The sequence below is a fragment of the Collinsella sp. AM23-17 genome, assembly GCF_003470945.1.
Lineage (GTDB): Bacteria > Actinomycetota > Coriobacteriia > Coriobacteriales > Coriobacteriaceae > Collinsella > Collinsella aerofaciens_O.
On sequence record NZ_QRHU01000002.1, the window covers coordinates 87,703 to 104,743 of the forward strand.

At 60.7% G+C, this 17,041-nt stretch carries 19 protein-coding genes and 2 pseudogenes; 2 read left to right on the forward strand and 19 right to left on the reverse strand.

Features of this window, described 5'->3' with window-relative positions; all coding sequences use genetic code 11:
- Positions 1-3: 3 nt before the first annotated feature.
- Both DW645_RS01210 and DW645_RS01215 read right to left on the reverse strand, forming a co-directional pair.
- A complete protein-coding gene (locus DW645_RS01210) occupies positions 4-2,745 on the reverse strand; it encodes a PRD domain-containing protein (RefSeq protein ID WP_117736585.1) in 2,742 nt (913 codons plus the stop codon).
- 226 nt (positions 2,746-2,971) lie between these two features.
- The gene (locus tag DW645_RS01215; RefSeq protein ID WP_158548906.1) at positions 2,972-3,289 is read right to left on the reverse strand and encodes a hypothetical protein; all 318 of its coding nucleotides are present in this window, start codon (positions 3,287-3,289) and stop codon (positions 2,972-2,974) included.
- Here DW645_RS01215 and DW645_RS10060 point away from each other — a divergent pair.
- Positions 3,246-3,353 (forward strand): annotated as a pseudogene (locus tag DW645_RS10060) (hypothetical protein); the annotation flags it as partial. The gene DW645_RS01215 and the pseudogene DW645_RS10060 sit on opposite strands and share 44 nt — an antisense overlap.
- A 292-nt stretch (positions 3,354-3,645) precedes the next feature.
- Complete coding sequence (locus tag DW645_RS10065; protein WP_231501554.1) at positions 3,646-3,747, forward strand: IS3 family transposase; 102 nt, start codon at positions 3,646-3,648, stop codon at positions 3,745-3,747.
- A 767-nt stretch (positions 3,748-4,514) separates the two neighbouring features.
- On the opposite strand, the gene rplX is transcribed toward DW645_RS10065, so the two are convergent.
- From rplX to DW645_RS01305, 17 genes and pseudogenes are all read right to left on the reverse strand, one after another.
- Positions 4,515-4,820, reverse strand: coding sequence for a 50S ribosomal protein L24 (gene rplX, locus DW645_RS01225; protein WP_006235043.1), 306 nt, complete (start codon positions 4,818-4,820; stop codon positions 4,515-4,517).
- A gap of 13 nt (positions 4,821-4,833) precedes the next feature.
- A complete protein-coding gene (rplN, locus tag DW645_RS01230) occupies positions 4,834-5,202 on the reverse strand; it encodes a 50S ribosomal protein L14 (protein WP_006235041.1) in 369 nt (122 codons plus the stop codon).
- A 118-nt stretch (positions 5,203-5,320) separates the two neighbouring features.
- Positions 5,321-5,581, reverse strand: coding sequence for a 30S ribosomal protein S17 (gene rpsQ / locus DW645_RS01235; protein ID WP_006235040.1), 261 nt, complete (start codon positions 5,579-5,581; stop codon positions 5,321-5,323).
- Positions 5,582-5,597: 16 nt separating this feature from the next.
- Positions 5,598-5,813, reverse strand: coding sequence for a 50S ribosomal protein L29 (gene rpmC / locus DW645_RS01240; protein WP_006235039.1), 216 nt, complete (start codon positions 5,811-5,813; stop codon positions 5,598-5,600).
- Positions 5,814-5,920: 107 nt separating this feature from the next.
- A pseudogene (gene rplP / locus DW645_RS01245) lies at positions 5,921-6,316 on the reverse strand (50S ribosomal protein L16); the annotation flags it as partial.
- Positions 6,316-7,026: a 30S ribosomal protein S3 gene (rpsC, locus tag DW645_RS01250; RefSeq protein ID WP_006235037.1), complete on the reverse strand. Its 711-nt coding sequence runs from the start codon at positions 7,024-7,026 to the stop codon at positions 6,316-6,318. The gene rpsC and the pseudogene rplP, both read right to left, overlap by 1 nt.
- A 6-nt stretch (positions 7,027-7,032) precedes the next feature.
- Positions 7,033-7,404, reverse strand: a complete 372-nt coding sequence (rplV, locus tag DW645_RS01255) for a 50S ribosomal protein L22 (protein ID WP_006235036.1) — start codon at positions 7,402-7,404, stop codon at positions 7,033-7,035.
- Between the two features lie 14 nt (positions 7,405-7,418).
- On the reverse strand, positions 7,419-7,679 hold the full coding sequence (gene rpsS / locus DW645_RS01260; RefSeq protein WP_006235035.1) for a 30S ribosomal protein S19: 261 nt from the start codon (positions 7,677-7,679) through the stop codon (positions 7,419-7,421).
- Between the two features lie 32 nt (positions 7,680-7,711).
- Entirely contained in the window at positions 7,712-8,542 is an 831-nt protein-coding gene (gene rplB / locus DW645_RS01265) for a 50S ribosomal protein L2 (RefSeq protein ID WP_055250219.1), read from the reverse strand.
- 179 nt (positions 8,543-8,721) lie between these two features.
- Entirely contained in the window at positions 8,722-9,009 is a 288-nt protein-coding gene (rplW, locus tag DW645_RS01270) for a 50S ribosomal protein L23 (RefSeq protein ID WP_022094197.1), read from the reverse strand.
- Positions 9,010-9,636 carry a 50S ribosomal protein L4 gene (rplD, locus tag DW645_RS01275; RefSeq protein WP_006235032.1) on the reverse strand — a complete coding sequence of 209 codons (627 nt, stop codon included), beginning with the start codon at positions 9,634-9,636 and terminating at the stop codon, positions 9,010-9,012.
- Between the two features lie 46 nt (positions 9,637-9,682).
- Positions 9,683-10,303, reverse strand: a complete 621-nt coding sequence (gene rplC / locus DW645_RS01280; protein ID WP_035137484.1) for a 50S ribosomal protein L3 — start codon at positions 10,301-10,303, stop codon at positions 9,683-9,685.
- A gap of 449 nt (positions 10,304-10,752) precedes the next feature.
- Positions 10,753-11,379, reverse strand: coding sequence for a histidine phosphatase family protein (locus DW645_RS01285; protein WP_118225875.1), 627 nt, complete (start codon positions 11,377-11,379; stop codon positions 10,753-10,755).
- 39 nt (positions 11,380-11,418) lie between these two features.
- Entirely contained in the window at positions 11,419-12,573 is a 1,155-nt protein-coding gene (locus DW645_RS01290) for a cation diffusion facilitator family transporter (protein ID WP_233540681.1), read from the reverse strand.
- Positions 12,574-12,723: 150 nt separating this feature from the next.
- Positions 12,724-13,938: a PTS fructose transporter subunit IIB gene (locus tag DW645_RS01295; protein ID WP_118225879.1), complete on the reverse strand. Its 1,215-nt coding sequence runs from the start codon at positions 13,936-13,938 to the stop codon at positions 12,724-12,726.
- 40 nt (positions 13,939-13,978) lie between these two features.
- Positions 13,979-15,703: an acetyl-CoA carboxylase, carboxyltransferase subunit beta gene (gene accD, locus DW645_RS01300; RefSeq protein ID WP_118225881.1), complete on the reverse strand. Its 1,725-nt coding sequence runs from the start codon at positions 15,701-15,703 to the stop codon at positions 13,979-13,981.
- On the reverse strand, positions 15,690-17,033 hold the full coding sequence (locus DW645_RS01305; RefSeq protein ID WP_118225883.1) for an acetyl/propionyl/methylcrotonyl-CoA carboxylase subunit alpha: 1,344 nt from the start codon (positions 17,031-17,033) through the stop codon (positions 15,690-15,692). Before DW645_RS01305 ends, accD begins: the two co-directional genes overlap by 14 nt.
- Between the last annotated feature and the right edge of the window lie 8 nt (positions 17,034-17,041).

Here is a 17,041-nt window from a genome sequence, read left to right on the forward strand (position 1 = left end):
AGGTCACTCGTCGAGCAGGAGGTCCGAGGAGCCGAGGCGCTCTTCTCGCGCCGGGGCGGCGCTCACGCTTATGTAGTCGAAGACATATGCGATCTCGCTTACGGGAACCTCTACGCGATAGCGCGTCGAGATGCTCGAGAAGCTCTGCCTGAAGGACTCGATGAAATCGGCGCGTTCCTCCTCGAAGCGGTCCTGGCCAACATAGGTCTCAATGGGGTTTCTGGTAACAAGGCGCTCGACGAGACAGCAGAGGTGAACGTAGAGCCCAATGATGGCGTTGCTGCCGATCTTCTCGCCTGTCCTGCGCTGAAGCTCGTGCACGGCGCTCTCGATCTCATGGAATAGCCGCTCCGGGTCGAGGATGGTGATGGAGCGGATGACGTTCTGCAGCGTCATGTTCGAGAGCAGCTTCTCGTGGAAAGAAGAGAGCTCGGAAGCGTCAAGCCACCTGCCGAACACGGCATCAACCTTAGAGGCGGACGCCGTCGACATGATGTCCTCGAGGGCGACGAAGGGGACGGAGGCGACCCCGGGGTCTCCCGTGCCGATGACGGCGCAGACGCGGTGCTCGGAGAAAACGGCGTCGTTCGACCCGTTCGCGACGAGCTGCTTGAAGGGCCTCGTGAGCAGGCGCGCGCCTATGGTGCGCGGGAGGCTCTGCGAGACGAGCTGGCGTATCCTCTCCGCGGCGTCGACCCCGGACTCGGAGCAGAAGACGATGGCGTCCTCACGGTTGACGCGCTCGATCACCTTGCAGTGCGTCACGCACGCGGCGGTCGCATCGCCAAGAACCTCGGCGATGGACTTGCCGCCGAGCAGCCCGACCCCGATCTCGAGCGCAAGACCGGTAGAGACGTTGTTCACCACGCCGATAGTGGAGTCGGTAACGTTCTCGAGGGCCTTATAGGCCTCCTCCAAGGAGCCCATGTCGACGAGGAACACGACCCCGGTGCAGTAGGAATGGCGGTCGACGAGGCGCTGGAGCGGACCGACGATGTCCTTCAGCTGCTGGTCGTAGGGCATGTCGACAGCCTCGTACACATGCATGCCGAGCATACGGTTCGCCGCGTCGGCGATGCTCGTCGCCGTTGAGTAGCCGTGGGACAAGATGACGCAGAGCGTCCGAAGGGCCTTCGCATCGCGAGACTCCGATGCGACGCACAGCGTCAGAAGCGTCTTCGTGAAGTGATCGAGCGAGATTCCCAGCGCCCCTTCCACGTCTGCGGCGACCTGATCGGAGACACTCGAGGCAAACGGCAATTCGGAGGTCACGGCACCGAGGAGATGGGAGATTTGCTCCGCACAGGCAGACTTTCGCTTAGCCAGGCCGATACCCGGCCACAACTGCAGGCAAATCTCCTGGGCCAGTAGAAAAGCGACCTTCCTCGAAAGCTCGATGCCATAAGAAGAGCCTGCGTCGGCAAGGACCGCGCCCACGACGCGCTCGAAGGCGCGCGACCTCGAGGAGGCGACGCCGTGGTCGAAGATCAAGTGATCCTCAACGCCGCGCACAGCGGAGACAGCTTGCGAGACAAGCTCGGAGACAGAGAGCTCCCCGGCGCAGAATCGCTCATCGAGGGAGCACAGGGCATCGAGCGCCTGCTCGACCGGCCCTGTGCTCTCGGCGGCATCCAGAGACGCGTCGATCAGAACGCCATCGTCGGGCTGTTGATCGATCTGCGCGGAGGAGAGGAGCCCGCTGGGAAGAAGATACGGGCGAACGACGACGTAGTCGCCCTCGCGATTGAGGAACGCTTTGGCACAGCAGTTCGTCACGCAGGCGCGCAAGCCGGCGATGTTATCGGAAAAGTCCGCGTTCACGAGGCAACGGTATGCGCCGCGGCTGATCTTCACATCAGAACCGATTCGGCACCCCTCGCTGCGCAGGAAGCTCAAGATGAGATCCTCGCGCTCCTCGGGGGTCCGCTCCTTGAGTGAGGGGACGCGGGCACAGATGGGCATTTTGCTGTAGGCCGAGGAAACCTTCAGGTCATCGGCGGAAAGCGTCGTCGAAAGAACGAGGCGAGCGCGCGGCGCATCCTGGGAGGCATCGAGCCCGAGGGCCGTCGCAAGGCAGTGCTCCATCGCAGAGGGAGAGAGTGCCTCGATGCCGTTGACAAAGACCACACCCCCGCGCGCTTTCGCGATCGACTCGTCAAGAAGCCCGTTGAACGAGGCGGCGTCCGGGACCCCGGCGCAGTCGATGCGCACATAGGAGGAGTCGCGGGACAGCAAGCCCTGGTTCTTGCCGTACTCGTACACAAGGCGAGAAAGGAAAGACTTACCGACACCCACGCCGCCGCTCAAGAGGATGGGCAGGCCAAACGGAGGGTACTGAACCGCAGCCTTGCACTGCTCGACAACGGAGCTGAGGCTCATGTCGAAGCCCACGGCACGCGCGAAGTCGCGGTGATCGGCGATTCCCGTCGCCTGGATGAGGTCGGCGAGCGAGGCATACTCGCTTGCAGAGAGCTTTACCTGAAAACGCTTCTGGAACGCGCGGCGATGAAAATAACGGACAGGCCTGCCCGCCACCTTAACCACAAGACCGGCGCGAACAAGGTCGTTGAGGTACTGGCTCGCCAGGCTCCTGGAGATGATGAGCGTCTCGGCGATGTCGGAGGTGGACAGACGGGCAAGGTCGTCGAGCGAGACGGCAGAGGTGAGGGCCTCGAGATGCTCGAGAATCCTGTCCCTCATGTCGACGGGTTTCTTTGCCAAGCTGTCCTGTGTGGTCTTGTCCATGACTTCTTACCTCCTCGTACAAGGAGTATAAGGGGAGAACAGAGAACGGAAGGGGGCGCGTGGGGGAATCAACAGCTCCGAGGAAAAGTCCACCACTTGAGGGGCAGAAAACAACGGCCATTGAACATTCAGGGCCGACGCTCAACACTTCGGCTCGACACTTCGCTTTGGAAAGGGCCCGGCGCGCCGGGATCCCAACATAAAGAAGGGCCCCGGCGCGCAGGGCCTAAAGCTTAACCATGCGCGCGGCGATGCGGGCGCAGTCGCAGGCGGCCTTCTTCTCGAAAGTGTTGTAGTCGACGACCCGGCCCTCGGCGCAGGGCTTGTCGCTGATGGCGCGCACGACGACGAGGGGCACGCCGTTGAGATAGGAGGCCTGCGCGATGGTGCAGCCCTCCATCTCGCAGCACAGGTCGCCGAAGGCCGCGAGGATTCGCTCCTTCTGTTCCGCGGGCGAGACGAACTGGTCGCCGGAGACGACGCGGCCCTTGAGGACCTTAATGTCGGGGGCGACGGCGGCCGCGGCGGCGCACGCCGCCAGCAAGGGCCGGAACGGATCGCGCAAGATCAAGGCGTCGCCCGGGAGGTCGGGCGTTACCGTCAGCCGGCGCCGCGTCTGCCGCATCATGAGGGAGAACGGCCTGGCCGGCGCATACGGCAGGAAGAGGTTCAAGGTGCACCCCGGGGCGGTCAACGAGGCCGACGTGTCGAACGTCGTCGCGCGCGGCTTCGGCGGCAGGGCGCCGTGCACCCATATATGCAGCGACTTGGCCTGCGTGCGCGTCGGGGCGTCGTGGAACTACGTCTGCCTGCTCGTCGACCTCTGCAACGGGGAGATCGTCGGCCACTCCGAAGGACCGAGGAGGGACGCGCGAGCTCCGAGCCAAGCTCTTGGATTACGTGCACTGGTACAACAACTTCAGGATCCACTCGACGCTGGGCTACATGTCGCCGGTCGAGTTCAGGGAGGCGGGGCCGTCCCTCCCGGAATCGTCCAAATAAGTGTTGCCAATCCATAGCCAATCCAGCCATCATCTTCGCGAAGGCGGACGTCAGGAAAAGCTCGGCTTGAGCTCGGTCGGACGCGGTCTGTGGGGCATCATTCAGGCTCAGGGGGTCTCCTTGTCTTCTTCGGTCGCAACCTGAATGATAGGGACGGCCCCTTCTCTCTTTCCCCTTCGTTTTCGACGCGTCACCCTCTCGGCGGGCTTAAGGCCCGCGCTCGCGGGTGCAGGGGCTACGCCCAAACCCCAAAAACGTAACGCCGTGCTCGAAGCGTTTCCGGACGTCAGCGTAATCTCAAATCCCGTTCGTCAACTCATGGGCAAGCCACCTGAGACTACTCATTTCTCCTACTGGCAATGAAGACCTGTGACCTGCAGTTTTGCAAACTGCTTGAAAGCCACCTGCGTTGATTCACTTCCTATTGCAGCTGGCGGCTTGCACGCGAAAAGGCATTTAAGTTTCAAAACGGGCGTTTTCGGCGCTATCGAGCCTCCAAAGGCATCCCGCCGCGCCCTTTGGGACAAAAACAAAAACTCAAAGCCCTGAGTTCGAAAATAGTTTTTGGAGTTGTCCCGACTTTTGTCCCCGAAGCCGACGAAACGCGACAGGGTATCACCTGGCGGCACTCGATTCGAGACGGCACCGAAAACTGGATGCAACCGGAATGACGGGACGGCAGAACCGAAGCCATCGAGTGGGGATAGAAAAAGGCCCGGGTGCCGTGGCATCCGGGCCTTTGCTAGCAACTTGATGTTGCGGGCAGCTTAGAACTTGTGGCCGCACTTCTTGCAGACGCGCAGCTTGTTCTTGCCGTCCTTCTCGTGACCGACGCGGGTAACCTTACCGCACTCGGGGCAGACGAGATTGACGTTGGAGGCGTCGATGGGAGCCTCCTGCGAAACGATGCCGCCCTGCTGGTTGGCAGCGTTGGGCTTGACGGCCTTCTTGACGACCGAAACGCCCTCGACAACGACCTTGTTCTCGGCGGGGAGAGCACGCAGGACAACGCCCTGCTTGCCGCGATCCTTACCAGAGAGAACCTGGACCTTATCGCCCTTCTTGATATACATATATCTCCCCTAACTACAGGGTCTCGGGAGCGAGCGAGACGATCTTCATGTACTTCTTGTCACGAAGCTCGCGAGCGACGGGCCCGAAGATACGGGTGCCGACGGGCGAACCATCGTTGTTGATGACAACGCAGGCGTTCTCATCAAAGCGAATGTAGGAGCCATCCTTGCGGCGGATCTCCTTAACGGTGCGAACGACGACGCAACGGACAACGTCCTTCTTCTTGACGTTGGCGCCAGGGGTAGCCTCCTGGACAGCACCGATGAACACATCGCCGATGCCTGCATAACGACGCTTGGAACCGCCAAGCACCTTGATGCAGCGAATCTTGCGAGCGCCGGAGTTGTCGGCGACGTTCAGCATGGTTTGCATCTGAATCATGGTAGATGTTCCTCCGAACTAAGAACCGAAGAGAGGTGCGCAGCCTTTATACGGCCCGTGGTATGCAAGCCAGGCATACGCACATCTTCGGAAACGTACAAGTCGTAAGAGCGACTGCTTATTTAGCGCGCTCGACGACCTCGATGAGGCGCCAACGCTTCATCTTGGACATAGGACGGGTCTCCATAACGCGGACGGTATCGCCCACGCCAGCCGTGCACTCCTCGTCGTGAGCGTGCAGCTTCTTGGAGCTGGTCATCATCTTGCCGTACTTGGGGTGACGCTTGCGCTCGGTGATGGTGACAACAATGGTCTTGGCACCGGAGACGGAGGTAACGACACCCGTACGGACCTTACGCGAGTTACGCGAATCAGTCATGTTCTCTCCTTAGGTCCTACTCGGCGACAGCGGACTTCTCCGCTGCGATCTCGCGGGCGCGCTGCTCCGTGAGGACGCGAGCGATGTCCTTCTTCACGGTGTTGACGCGAGCGGTGTTGTCCAGCTGGCTGGTGGCCATCTGGAAACGAAGGTTAAAGAGCTCGGCGCGCATTTCCTTCAGCTTCTCAACGAGCTGAGCGTCCGAGAGCTCACGAATCTCTGCGGGCTTCATTAGTTCTCCTCCTTGGCGGCGGCGGCGTCCTCAGCAGCCCACTTGGCCTCGAGAGCGGCCTCCTCAGCCATCTCCTTCTCGATGCGCTGCTCAGCGTTCTTGGCAGCAACAATCTTGGTCTTGATGGGAAGCTTGTGCTGTGCAAGACGCAGAGCCTCGCGAGCGACCTCCTCGGGCACGCCCTTGACCTCGAACATGATGCGGCCGGGCTTGACGACGGCCACCCACTCCTCGGGGTTACCCTTACCAGAACCCATGCGAGTCTCGGCAGGCTTCTTGGTGATGGGCTTATCGGGGAAGATCGTGATGTAGACACGACCGCCACGCTTCATGTAGCGGGTCATGGCAATACGAGCGGCCTCGATCTGACGGTTGGTGATCCAATGGGCCTCGAGAGCCTGGATACCAAACTCGCCGAAATGCAGCTCGGTATTACCCTTGGCCTGGCCCTTCATGGAGCCACGCTGCACCTTGCGGTGAAGAATACGCTTAGGGGCAAGCACTACTGACCCCTCCTCTCGGAGTTACGACGACGAGGACGGGAAGAGCCCTCGAGTGCAGGGTTGGGAACAGGCTGGCCCGGGAGCTTCTCGCCCAGGTAGATCCAGACCTTCACGCCGCAAGCGCCCATGGTGGTGCTGGCGACAGCCGTGCCGTAGTCGATCTTGGCACGGAGGGTGTGCAGAGGCACGCGACCCTCGCGGTACCACTCACGACGGCCCATCTCGGCACCGCCGAGACGACCGGAGCACTGGATACGGATGCCCTTAGCGCCGGCCTTGCGGGCGGACTGGACAGCCTTGCGCATAGCGCGACGGAAGGCAACGCGGCCCTCGAGCTGCTCGGCGATAGACTGAGCAACGAGGTTGGCGTCGAGCTCGGGGCGCTTGATCTCGACAACGTCGACGGAGAGCTGGCCCTTGGAGACGCCAGCGACCTTCTCGAGCTCGGTGCGGAGGGTATCGATTTCGGCACCCTTCTTACCGATGACAACGCCGGGGCGAGCGGTGAGGATGATGACCTTCACCTTGTCGCCAGCGCGCTCGATCTCGACGCGGGAGACAGCTGCGCGGGAAAGACGCTTCTCGAGGTACTTGCGGATCTCGAGATCGTTACCGAGGGTCTTAGCGTAATCCTTCTCTGCGAACCAGCGGGAGCGCCAGTTCTCGGTGATGCCAAGACGGAAGCCGGTGGGGTAGACTTTCTGACCCATACAGCTTTACGCCTCCTTTCGAGGAGCAACGACGACGGTGATGTGGGAAGTACGCTTCAGAATGCGAGAAGCGGAACCCTTGGCGCGGGGACGGATGCGCTTAAGCGTCGGACCCTCGTCAACATAGGCAGCGGCGACAACCAGGTTGTCGGCACGCAGACCGTTGTTGTTCTCGGCGTTCGCAACGGCGGAACGGAGAACCTTCTCGACATCCACGGCGACGGCGCGGTCGCAGAAGTGGAGGATGTCGAAGGCCTGAGCGACAGGCTTGCGGCGGATCAGATCGACCACCAGGCGGGCCTTGCTGGGGGAAACACGCACGTACTTAGCGACGGCGCGAACCTCGGTGGCCTCAGTTTCAATAGACTTAGTTGCCATTTACGGTTAACCCCCTATTTGGCCTTGTGGCCACGGAACGTACGAGTCGGCGCGAACTCGCCGAGCTTGTGACCAACCATGGACTCGGTAACATACACGGGCACATGCTTGCGGCCGTCGTGGACGGCGATGGTGTGACCAACCATCTCGGGGAAGATGGTGGACGCGCGGGACCAGGTCTTCACGACGTCCTTCTTGCCAGCCTCGTTCATCGCGGTGATACGCGAGAGAAGGCGAGTCTCCACGAACGGGCCCTTTTTGAGACTTCTGCTCATAAGTGCTTTCTCCTAAAACTCGGTATCCGAAATTACTTCTTACGGCGACGAATGATGTGCTGGTTCGAGACCTTCTTCTTCTTGCGCGTACGAAGGCCCTTCGTCGGCTTACCCCAGGGGGTAACAGAGGGACGACCAGAGGTGTGGTTCTTGCCCTCGCCACCGCCGTGCGGGTGGTCGACAGGGTTCATGACGGTACCGCGGACGGTCGGGCGCACGTTCATGTGACGCTTACGGCCGGCCTTGCCGATGACGATGTTGGCGTGATCGGCGTTGCCGACCTCACCGACGGTGGCGCGGCAGGTAACGAGGATGCGGCGCATCTCGGAGGAAGGCATACGGACGATAGCGTACTTGCCCTCCTTACCCATCAGCTGGCAGGAATTACCGGCGGAACGGGCGATAGCAGCGCCCTTGCCCGGCTGGAACTCGACGGCGTGGATGAGCGTACCGACGGGGATGTCGGCGAGGGGCAGAGCGTTGCCCGGCTTGATGTCGGCGTCAGAACCGGACATGATGGTCTGACCGACCTCGAGGCCCTTGGGGGCCAGGATGTAGCGCTTCTCACCGTCAGCGTAGTGCAGCAGAGCGATGCGAGCGGAACGGTTCGGATCGTACTCGATCGTGGCAACCTTGGCGGGCACGCCGTCCTTGTTGCGCTTGAAGTCGATCACGCGGTAACGACGCTTCACGCCGCCGCCCTGGTGGCGGGTGGTGATGCGGCCGTTGTTGTTACGACCGGCCTTCTTGGGCAGGGGCTCGAGAAGAGACTTCTCGGGCTTGGTGCAGGTGATCTCGGAGAAATCGGAGATCGTCTGCCAACGCCTACCAGCGGAGGTCGGCTTAAGGTGCTTTACAGCCATTACAATCCCTTTCAATAGGAATCCGTTAGCCATCGCAGACAGGGATTCGAGGTTCTGCCTCGGGTGCGATGACACCGGACGTATACACGGTTCCGGGCGTGTCCATTTTATACGCCCGAAACCTTGAGCTCTCGCCTCCCCTATTTGGGAGGCATGAGCTCACTCAACAGCAGCGAGTCTTAGGCCTGGTTGCCAAAGACCTCGATGGTGTCGCCCTCGGCCAGCGTGACGATGGCCTTCTTCCAAGAACGGGTCTTGCCGGCGACATAGCGCACGCGCTTGGTCTTGGGCTTGACCGTCAGGGTGTTCACGCGAACGACCTTGACGCCGAAGATCTCCTCGACAGCGTCCTTGATCTGATACTTGTTAGCATCCTTGGCGACCTCGAACGTGTACTTGTTCAGCTCCATGCCGGAGAAGGAACGCTCGGACACGATCGGACGGATGATGATCTCGTGGGCGGTCATTTATGCAAGCACCTCCCCGAAGTGAGCGGCGATGTCGGCGGGCATCAGCACAGCGTTGTTGTTGACGAGATCGTAGGTGTTGGCCTCGTCGGCAGTGATGATGAACGTCTTGGGAATGTTGCGGAACGACAGGTAGGCGTTGACGTCCTCATCGCGAACGATGATGGTCAGACGCTTGCCCTCAAGGCCGAGAGCCTTGAGCATGGCGACGGCAGCCTTGGTGGAAGGCTTCTCGAAGCCGTAGTCGTCGACGAGCACGAGCTCGCCATCGGCCAGCTTGGCGGACAGCGCGGAGCGCATAGCCAGCTTGACCTCCTTGTTGTTCATACGCTTAGCGTAGGAACGGGGCTTGGGGGCGAAGACAACGCCACCGTGACGCCACTGGGCAGCACGGATGGAACCCTGGCGGGCACGGCCGGTGCCCTTCTGACGCCAAGGCTTCTTGCCGCCACCGGAAACCTCAGAGCGACCCTTAGCAGACTGGGTGCCCTGACGCCAAGAGGCCATCTGGCACTTGACGATGTGGTGCATAACGTGGATGTTCGGCTCGATGCCGTACACCTCAGCGGCGAGCTCGGCCTCGGCGACCTTCTTGCCCTCGCTGTTCTTTACTTCAAACTTTGCCATTTAAGTGTTCTCCTTGGTATGACGCTGGGCTAAATGGGCTGGGCCCTTAGGCCATACGGATGGCGACGAGACCATTCTTGGCACCCGGGACAGCGCCCTTGACCAAGATGAGGTTCTGCTCGGCATCGATGCGGACAACGGAAAGGTTCTTGACGGTAACGCGCTCGTTACCCATGTGACCGGCCATCTTGACGCCCTTGAGGACGCGCGCAGGATAGGCGCACTGACCGATAGAACCGGGGTGACGCTGGAAGTGAGAACCATGCGTCATAGGACCGCGGCGCTGACCCCAGCGCTTGATGCGACCCTGGAAGCCCTTACCCTTGGAGGTACCGATGACGTCGACCTTCTCGACATCAGCGAAATCAGCGACGGTGACGACCTCGCCGACCTTGTGCTCCTCGCCGTTCTCGACGCGGACCTCACGAAGGAAGCGGACAGGCTCGACGCCAGCCTTGGCGAAGTGACCAGCCATGGGCTTGTTCACGTTCTTGGCCTTGATGTCGCCGAAACCGATCTGGACGGCGTCATAGCCGTCGGTTGCCTGAGTTTTAACCTGCGAGACAGCGCAGGGGCCAGCCTGGATGACCGTGACGGGAACGACGTTGTCGTCCTCGTCCCAAACCTGGGTCATGCCAATCTTGCGGCCGAGAATCATGCTGATCAAGATATGATCCCAACTCTCGCGTGGTCTTGGGACAATGCGTACACCACCGAGCGTACGCCCCTAGAGGACCACTACTTACACGACGTGCTCCCCAGTCTTGTATTACGCCCGGACTACCTGACAACCCTATTAAGCAGGCATTTTGTCCAGCCAGAATACTCCCCTGGTTTCACACAGCTGTTTAGTATACACGGCTGCGGGCGTATCCATCGAGATTCATATTTCACTCACATTGTTTACGCAGGTAAAGTGCATGGATGGCTCCCGAGCACGGCGGAGGGCCGGAGAAATATATTAAGGTCCCTGCTCTACAGTCCTGCGCAAGACGGAGAGCACATTAAGTGCTCTCCTTTGCGTGCGGAACTCGCGATGACCTTAATATATTTCTCCGGCCCTCCGCCGTGCTCGGGAGACGACACGTTGATGTCTGCTTAACTCTGCTCGCTCAGCTAATTACTTTGTTGGGGGTCCACTATTTGCTGGAGGGTGAACTTACATTGCATTGGCTCGCCTTCTGCTTGTAGCTTTTCCCCATCGAAATCGAAGATCATGATGGCGCAGTTGGGGAGTTTTGTTGGGAGCTCGAAGCCCTCTGGGGCTGCAGCCTTGACGAATTGGCGGCTGGCGCTGCCGTGGCTTACTGCTAGGAGGGTTTCGATGCCCTCGGCGCCCATGAGATTGGTGAGGGTGCCCACCATGCGCTCCTGCAGGGCATGGCTTCCTTCTCCGCCAAATGGGATCAGGTCCTCGCCGGGGTCCCAGACGTCGGTGGGTAGGGCGTCGTGGGGGCCTTCTTCGAAGGTGCCGTAGCTGCGCTCGATGATGCCTTCGCAGGGCTCGACTGCTGCATCCCGGCCGAGGAGTTCGGTTGCGACGAGACTTGCCGTGTCCATGGCTCGGCCTAAGGGCGAAGAGACCACTTTGTCGGGGACGACGCCGTGGGCTTTGAGCCATGCGGCTGCCATTCCCGCTTGCTTGCGGCCCAGATCGGTCAACGGAGAATCGCAGCGGCCCTGGACCAGCTTTTTGACGTTGAACTCCGTCTGACCGTGGCGGAGTAGATACAGCTTCTTCATGCTCTCCCCTTCTGCATAACCTGCTTTGCCGGCACAGCCTTACTCGTGAGTATGCCCTACGTAGTCTTCGTCGATCGTGATCTTGGCAATCGACTTGGGATATTCCGATTCGACCCGTTGTGCCAGCGCGTGCTTTAAGTCTTCGGCACTCATCTGCAGATCCGAGGGACGCACGCAGTCAAAGATCACGTTGGTGTGCGTGGGGCCCGGAACACAGCGTAGGTCGTGGATCGAGAGGCGGCTATCAATCTCTTGAGCCATAGCGTTGACGCGCAGACGCATGCTCGCCACCTTTGGATCGTCGGTCACGATGGGGTCGTAATGGAGCGTGACAATCATGCCGTCTTCGTTCCTAAATGCCTGTTCAATGTTGTCGAGCGTGTCGTGACTTTCCAGCGGGCTGGCCTCAGCCGCCATCTCGGCGTGGGCACTTGCGAACTTTCTGCCTGGGCCGTAGTCGTGAACCATCAAATCGTGAACGCCCAAAACGCCGGGGTAGCTCATGATTTTGTCTCGAATGTGCTTGACCAGCTTAGGATCGGGCGCCTGGCCCAAAAGCGGGCTCACCGTATCCTGGATGAGTTCAAAGCCGCTCCAGCCAATATAGGCGCCAACGGCAAGGCCGACCCATGCATCTAGATTGATATGCGTCACCTGCGAAACAATCGCGCACGCCAACACGGCGCCCGTGGCTAGAACATCGTTCTTGGAATCCTGCGCGGTCGCATGCAGCGTCTCGGACTCAATGCGATCGCCGAGTTTTTGGTTGAGGGCCGCCATCCAAAGCTTTACGACCATCGAAAGCGCAAGGACTGCCACCAGGGCAAGCGAGAACTCGACAGGTTCGGGGTGGATGACGCGCTCAACCGAGGACTTGATAAGCTCAAGGCCGATCAGCAGTACGAGTGCCGCCACGACCAGACCCGAGAGATACTCGTAGCGACCGTGGCCGTAAGGATGCTCGGGGTCGGCCGGCTTGCTCGCCAGCTTAAAGCCCAACACGCTCACGATGTTCGAGCTAGCATCGGACAGGTTGTTCATGGCATCCGCCACGATCGAAACCGATCCCGAAACCACACCAATTGCGCCCTTCGCAGCACATAGTGCCACATTGGCGAGAATACACACCACGCCCGTCAACGTGCCCACGCGCGCACGGTCGCCCTGCGCGCGCTTAACAATCCACTCGACCATCTGCATCCGCCCCCACGGTACTACCTATATATCTATTGCTCAAACGGATTGTAGTGTAGCCACTTTGTCCTCCAGATACAAAAAGGCCGCAACCCGCACGGGCCACGGCCTTGGAACATGACAAAGGAATCGTCCTTGTGTCGCACAGGTTTATGCGCTCACTTCAGCAGCGCTCGCCACTGTTTCGGGTGAATCGGCTCCGTCCTCCGTCGTCTGCCCCTTCGCCGGCACCACGCCAAAGCAGTAGCTCAGCGCCGCAGACACCGCAAATGCCACACCGCCGGCAGCACAGCACCACAGCAGGTTCGAGATGCCGCCCGTGGCAAAGCCAATGACCATGAGGACATTCGTCATGCCGATGGTATAGGCCGTAACGTGGCCCACGGCCGCAACAAGGCCTCCGACGGCACCGCCAATGGCCATGCACGTCAGGCACCTGCCATATTTAAAGCCGCAACCGTACAGCGCCGGCTCGCTTACGCCGCCAAGAACACCCGAGATTGAATAGCCCAGCATGAGCGCCTTCTCGTCCTTATCCGCAACGCGAAGCGACGCGCCAAAAGGCATGCCCCAAACGGCGAACGTCGCCATCGTCGCGGCAATCAGGATGCACGAATCCGTTCCCACACTCATAAACTGCGCGTACGCAAGCGATAGGACAACGCTGCTGATGCCCGCGATCTTAAGAAACTCCCAACCCGCGGCAAGCCCCATGAGCGTGAGCAGCGACACGATGCCACCGGAATTGCCAAGCATAAACATAAGCTGGCCCAACAGCATGCCCAGATAGCTGCCCGCCGGCGCTGTAATACACAGCGAAACCGGAACCATGACGAGCATGGTTGCAAGCGGAACGAACGAAAACGCCACGGCCTTAGGGATAATGCGCGAAAAGAAACACTCCACTCGCCATAGCACAGGCACCGAGATAAGGACCGGAATAACAGTCGTCGTGTAATCGTTGACCGGCGCGGGAAACAGACCATACACGGAAGTCATCGATGCCCCCGTCGTCGATGCGGCATCAACGAGCTTAAGCAGATCGGGCGCAATCAATACGCCGCCCAGCATCATGCCCAGCTGCTCCGAGCAACCGAGCTGGCGGGCGGCCGCCCAACCAAGATAAATGGGCAAAAAGTAGTAGCCGGCGTTATAGAGCCAACTGTAGAACAGGCGATAGATTTCGGAATCGGCAGACCACAGGCCCAGCATGCCTTCGCCCATAATGACGGCGGCGGTGCGGAACAACGCCGCGCAAACAATAAAGGGCAGCGCCGACATCATGCTTTTGGACAGATAGTCCACCACGGCCATGGCGTTTGATGAAACCGTCGTTGTAAACGAGGTGTTAGAAACTTGTGACATGGAACGCCTTTCCCAATGTGACATGCGGGCTGTCCCTTTGTCACATCGTGCGGTACTGACCGATTGCGCGGTACTTTTCGTAGCGGAGGTTTGTGAGGGTCGCGTCGTCGAGCTGCCCAAGCGTATCGAAGGCATCAAATGCCGAGGACATGACGGCACCGGCGATCTCCTCATGCGACAGGCCCCTATCGTCAACAATGCCATCGATAATGCCGAGCGCCAACAGATCGGGGGCCGTGAGCTTAAGCGCCTCGGCGGCCTCATTCGCGCGCTCGGTATCCTTCCACAGGATCGACGCACAGGCCTCGGGGCTCACGACCGAATAGGCCGAGCTCGAGAGCATCAGGATGCGGTCGGCCACGGACAGCGCCAGCGCGCCACCAGAGCCACCCTCGCCTGTCACAACCGAGACAATCGGCGTCTTAAGGCCGCTCATCTCCATGAGATTCTGGGCAATCGCCTCGCCCTGGCCGCGCTCCTCGGCACCGATGCCGCAAAACGCGCCCGAAGTATCGACCAGGCACAGAACCGGTCGACCAAACTTTTCGGCCTGGCGAATAAGGCGACGCGCTTTGCGGTAGCCCTCGGGATGCGCCATGCCAAAGTTGCGGCGCATGCGCTCTTTGGTCGTGGTGCCGCGCTCGATAGCGATAACCGTCACGGGACGTCCGTCTTTCCAGCCAATGCCACCCACCACGGCGGCGTCGTCACCAAAGTAACGGTCGCCGTGCAGCTCCACAAATCCATCCAGGCCCAGCGAGATCATCTCGCCTGCCGTGGCGCGATCTGCCGAGCGGGTCTGCTTGACAATCTCGAGCGCGGTTTTTGGTGCCGCCGAGCGCTTAAACAAGTGTCCCAGCTTTTTGCCGCGACGACCCATATGCACGATCTCATGCGGAGCCCCTAGGCCGGGCGCGCGCCCTTCGTGCAGCGCCAGCAGCTCGCCTACCGTGAGCGCAATCTCGCCACGCAGAACAACGGCATCGCAAAAGCCGTGCTCCAGCAAAAACTCGGAGCGCTGAAATCCCTTGGGCAGGCGCTTGTGCATGTTCTGCTCGATCACGCGCGGGCCGGCAAATGCCGTCAGGGCATCGGGCTCGGCCAGGATAATGTCGCCCTCCATGGCAAAGCTCGCGGTTACGCCGCCGGTCGTGGGGTCGGTGAGCACCGTGATATACAGGCCGCCCGCCTCGCTGTGGCGCCTAACCGCCGCAGAAATCTTGGCCATCTGCATAAGCGATGTCACGCCCTCTTGCATGCGCGCACCGCCCGAAACGGTAAAGCCGACAACTGGCAATCCCAGCTCGGTCGCATGCTCAAATGTGCGACAGATCTTCTCGCCCACCACGGAGCCCATCGAGCCCATCATAAAGTTGGCATCCATAAAGAAGAGTGCGGTATCGCAACCGCAGATTTTGCCCCTGCCGCACACAACGGCATCGCGCTCGCCCGAACGCTCGCTCACGCTCTTGAGTTTGTCGGCATAACCGGGAAACGAGAGGAAGTCCTCCGACGCCAGATTAGCATCCCATTCCTCAAACGTGCCCTCGTCGACCGTCATGCGCATACGGTCGCGCCCACTCACGCGAAAGTGCTTGCCGCAACGGGGGCACACCTCGAGGTTGTCGTGCAGGCGTGCCTCATCGATCACACGGCGGCACTCCGGGCACTTGATAAACACGTGGCGCGCGGGAAACTCGGCGCATGACTCGGTCATCGGCCCCTCGAGGACGTTGACCGTCTTCGCTTTCCTATTCATCAGCATAGAGATGCCCCATCAGATCGGTGTGATACATGCCCGACAAGAACTCGTCGTTTGCCAGCACGTCGAGCTGAAGCTCGCTGTTTTCGCTCACGCCCCCAATCACGAGCTCGCCCAGGGCCGAGCGCATCTTGCGAATGGCGCCGTCACGCGTGGGCGCACACACGATGAGCTTGCCGAGCATGGAGTCGTAGTACGGCGGAACTTTCGCACCGGTAAACATGGCGGAATCCCAGCGCACGCGCGGGCCACCCGGCACACGCAACGCGGTGACCGTTCCGCACGACGGCAGAAAGTCCGGCGTTTCGGCATTGATGCGGCACTCCATGGCGTGGTTGCGCACCGGCATGTCCTCCTGCTCAAAGGGCAGAGGCTGGCCGGCTGCCACGCGCAGCTGCCACTTGACCAAGTCGGTATCGGTTACAAACTCTGTAACCGAATGCTCCACCTGCAAGCGCGTGTTCATTTCCATAAAGTAGAAATTGCCGTCGTCCGAGTACAGAAACTCGATGGTGCCAGCGCCCTCATAACCGACGGCACGAGCCAAGTCGCGCGCCGCCTTGTGCATACGGGCACGAATATCGTCGCGTCCGTCGAGGCACGGCGCGGGGCTCTCCTCGATCAGCTTTTGGTTGCGGCGCTGCACCGAGCACTCGCGCTCGCCGAGTGAAAACACATGGCCCTGCTTATCGGCCATAATCTGTACCTCAACGTGATGCGCCGGCGCGACGAACTTCTCCATGTAGCACTCGCCGTCGCCAAAAACGGCCTCGCCCTCGGCACGCGCCTCGATGAACGCCTTTGCCGCGTCTTCCACGCGCTCGACCTTGCGAATACCGCGACCGCCACCGCCGGCACGCGCCTTGATGAGCACGGGACAGCCGATGCGCTCGGCCTCGGCCGTCGCCTCCTCGGGGCTTTTGAGCAAATCGCAGCCCGGCACGATGGGCACGCCCGCGGCAGCAGCCGTTCGGCGTGCGGCGTCCTTGTCGCCCATGCTGTCGATCACCTCGGCCGAAGGACCGACAAACGCCAGACCGTACTTGTCGCAGTCGCGCACGAAGCTCGCCTTCTCGGAGAAAAAGCCATAGCCGGGATGGATCGCCTTTGCCCCCGACTTTACGGCACAGGTGAGCACGGCATCGTCGTTGAGGTAGCTCTCGGCAAGACGCGGGCCGCCGATGCAATACGCCTCGTCGGCAAGCTGCACGTGCAGCGCGTCCGCATCGGCCGTGGAATAAACGGCGACGGTCTTGATGCCCATATCGCGGCACGCGCGGATAACACGAACCGCGACTTCGCCGCGGTTGGCGATGAGCACTTTGTCGAACATGAAGCCTT

Excerpts from the sequence above, each read along its gene's own strand:
- DW645_RS01210 (WP_117736585.1), bottom strand. The coding sequence starts at position 2,745 with ATGGACAAGACCACACAGGACAGCTTGGCAAAGAAACCCGTCGACATG.
- rplX (WP_006235043.1), bottom strand. The coding sequence starts at position 4,820 with ATGTATATCAAGAAGGGCGATAAGGTCCAGGTTCTCTCTGGTAAGGAT.
- rplN (WP_006235041.1), bottom strand. The coding sequence starts at position 5,202 with ATGATTCAGATGCAAACCATGCTGAACGTCGCCGACAACTCCGGCGCT.
- rpsQ (WP_006235040.1), bottom strand. The coding sequence starts at position 5,581 with ATGACTGATTCGCGTAACTCGCGTAAGGTCCGTACGGGTGTCGTTACC.
- rpmC (WP_006235039.1), bottom strand. The coding sequence starts at position 5,813 with ATGAAGCCCGCAGAGATTCGTGAGCTCTCGGACGCTCAGCTCGTTGAG.
- rpsC (WP_006235037.1), bottom strand. The coding sequence starts at position 7,026 with ATGGGTCAGAAAGTCTACCCCACCGGCTTCCGTCTTGGCATCACCGAG.
- rplV (WP_006235036.1), bottom strand. The coding sequence starts at position 7,404 with ATGGCAACTAAGTCTATTGAAACTGAGGCCACCGAGGTTCGCGCCGTC.
- rpsS (WP_006235035.1), bottom strand. The coding sequence starts at position 7,679 with ATGAGCAGAAGTCTCAAAAAGGGCCCGTTCGTGGAGACTCGCCTTCTC.
- rplB (WP_055250219.1), bottom strand. The coding sequence starts at position 8,542 with ATGGCTGTAAAGCACCTTAAGCCGACCTCCGCTGGTAGGCGTTGGCAG.
- rplW (WP_022094197.1), bottom strand. The coding sequence starts at position 9,009 with ATGACCGCCCACGAGATCATCATCCGTCCGATCGTGTCCGAGCGTTCC.
- rplD (WP_006235032.1), bottom strand. The coding sequence starts at position 9,636 with ATGGCAAAGTTTGAAGTAAAGAACAGCGAGGGCAAGAAGGTCGCCGAG.
- DW645_RS01285 (WP_118225875.1), bottom strand. The coding sequence starts at position 11,379 with ATGAAGAAGCTGTATCTACTCCGCCACGGTCAGACGGAGTTCAACGTC.
- DW645_RS01290 (WP_233540681.1), bottom strand. The coding sequence starts at position 12,573 with ATGGTCGAGTGGATTGTTAAGCGCGCGCAGGGCGACCGTGCGCGCGTG.
- DW645_RS01295 (WP_118225879.1), bottom strand. The coding sequence starts at position 13,938 with ATGTCACAAGTTTCTAACACCTCGTTTACAACGACGGTTTCATCAAAC.
- accD (WP_118225881.1), bottom strand. The coding sequence starts at position 15,703 with ATGCTGATGAATAGGAAAGCGAAGACGGTCAACGTCCTCGAGGGGCCG.
- DW645_RS01305 (WP_118225883.1), bottom strand. The coding sequence starts at position 17,033 with ATGTTCGACAAAGTGCTCATCGCCAACCGCGGCGAAGTCGCGGTTCGT.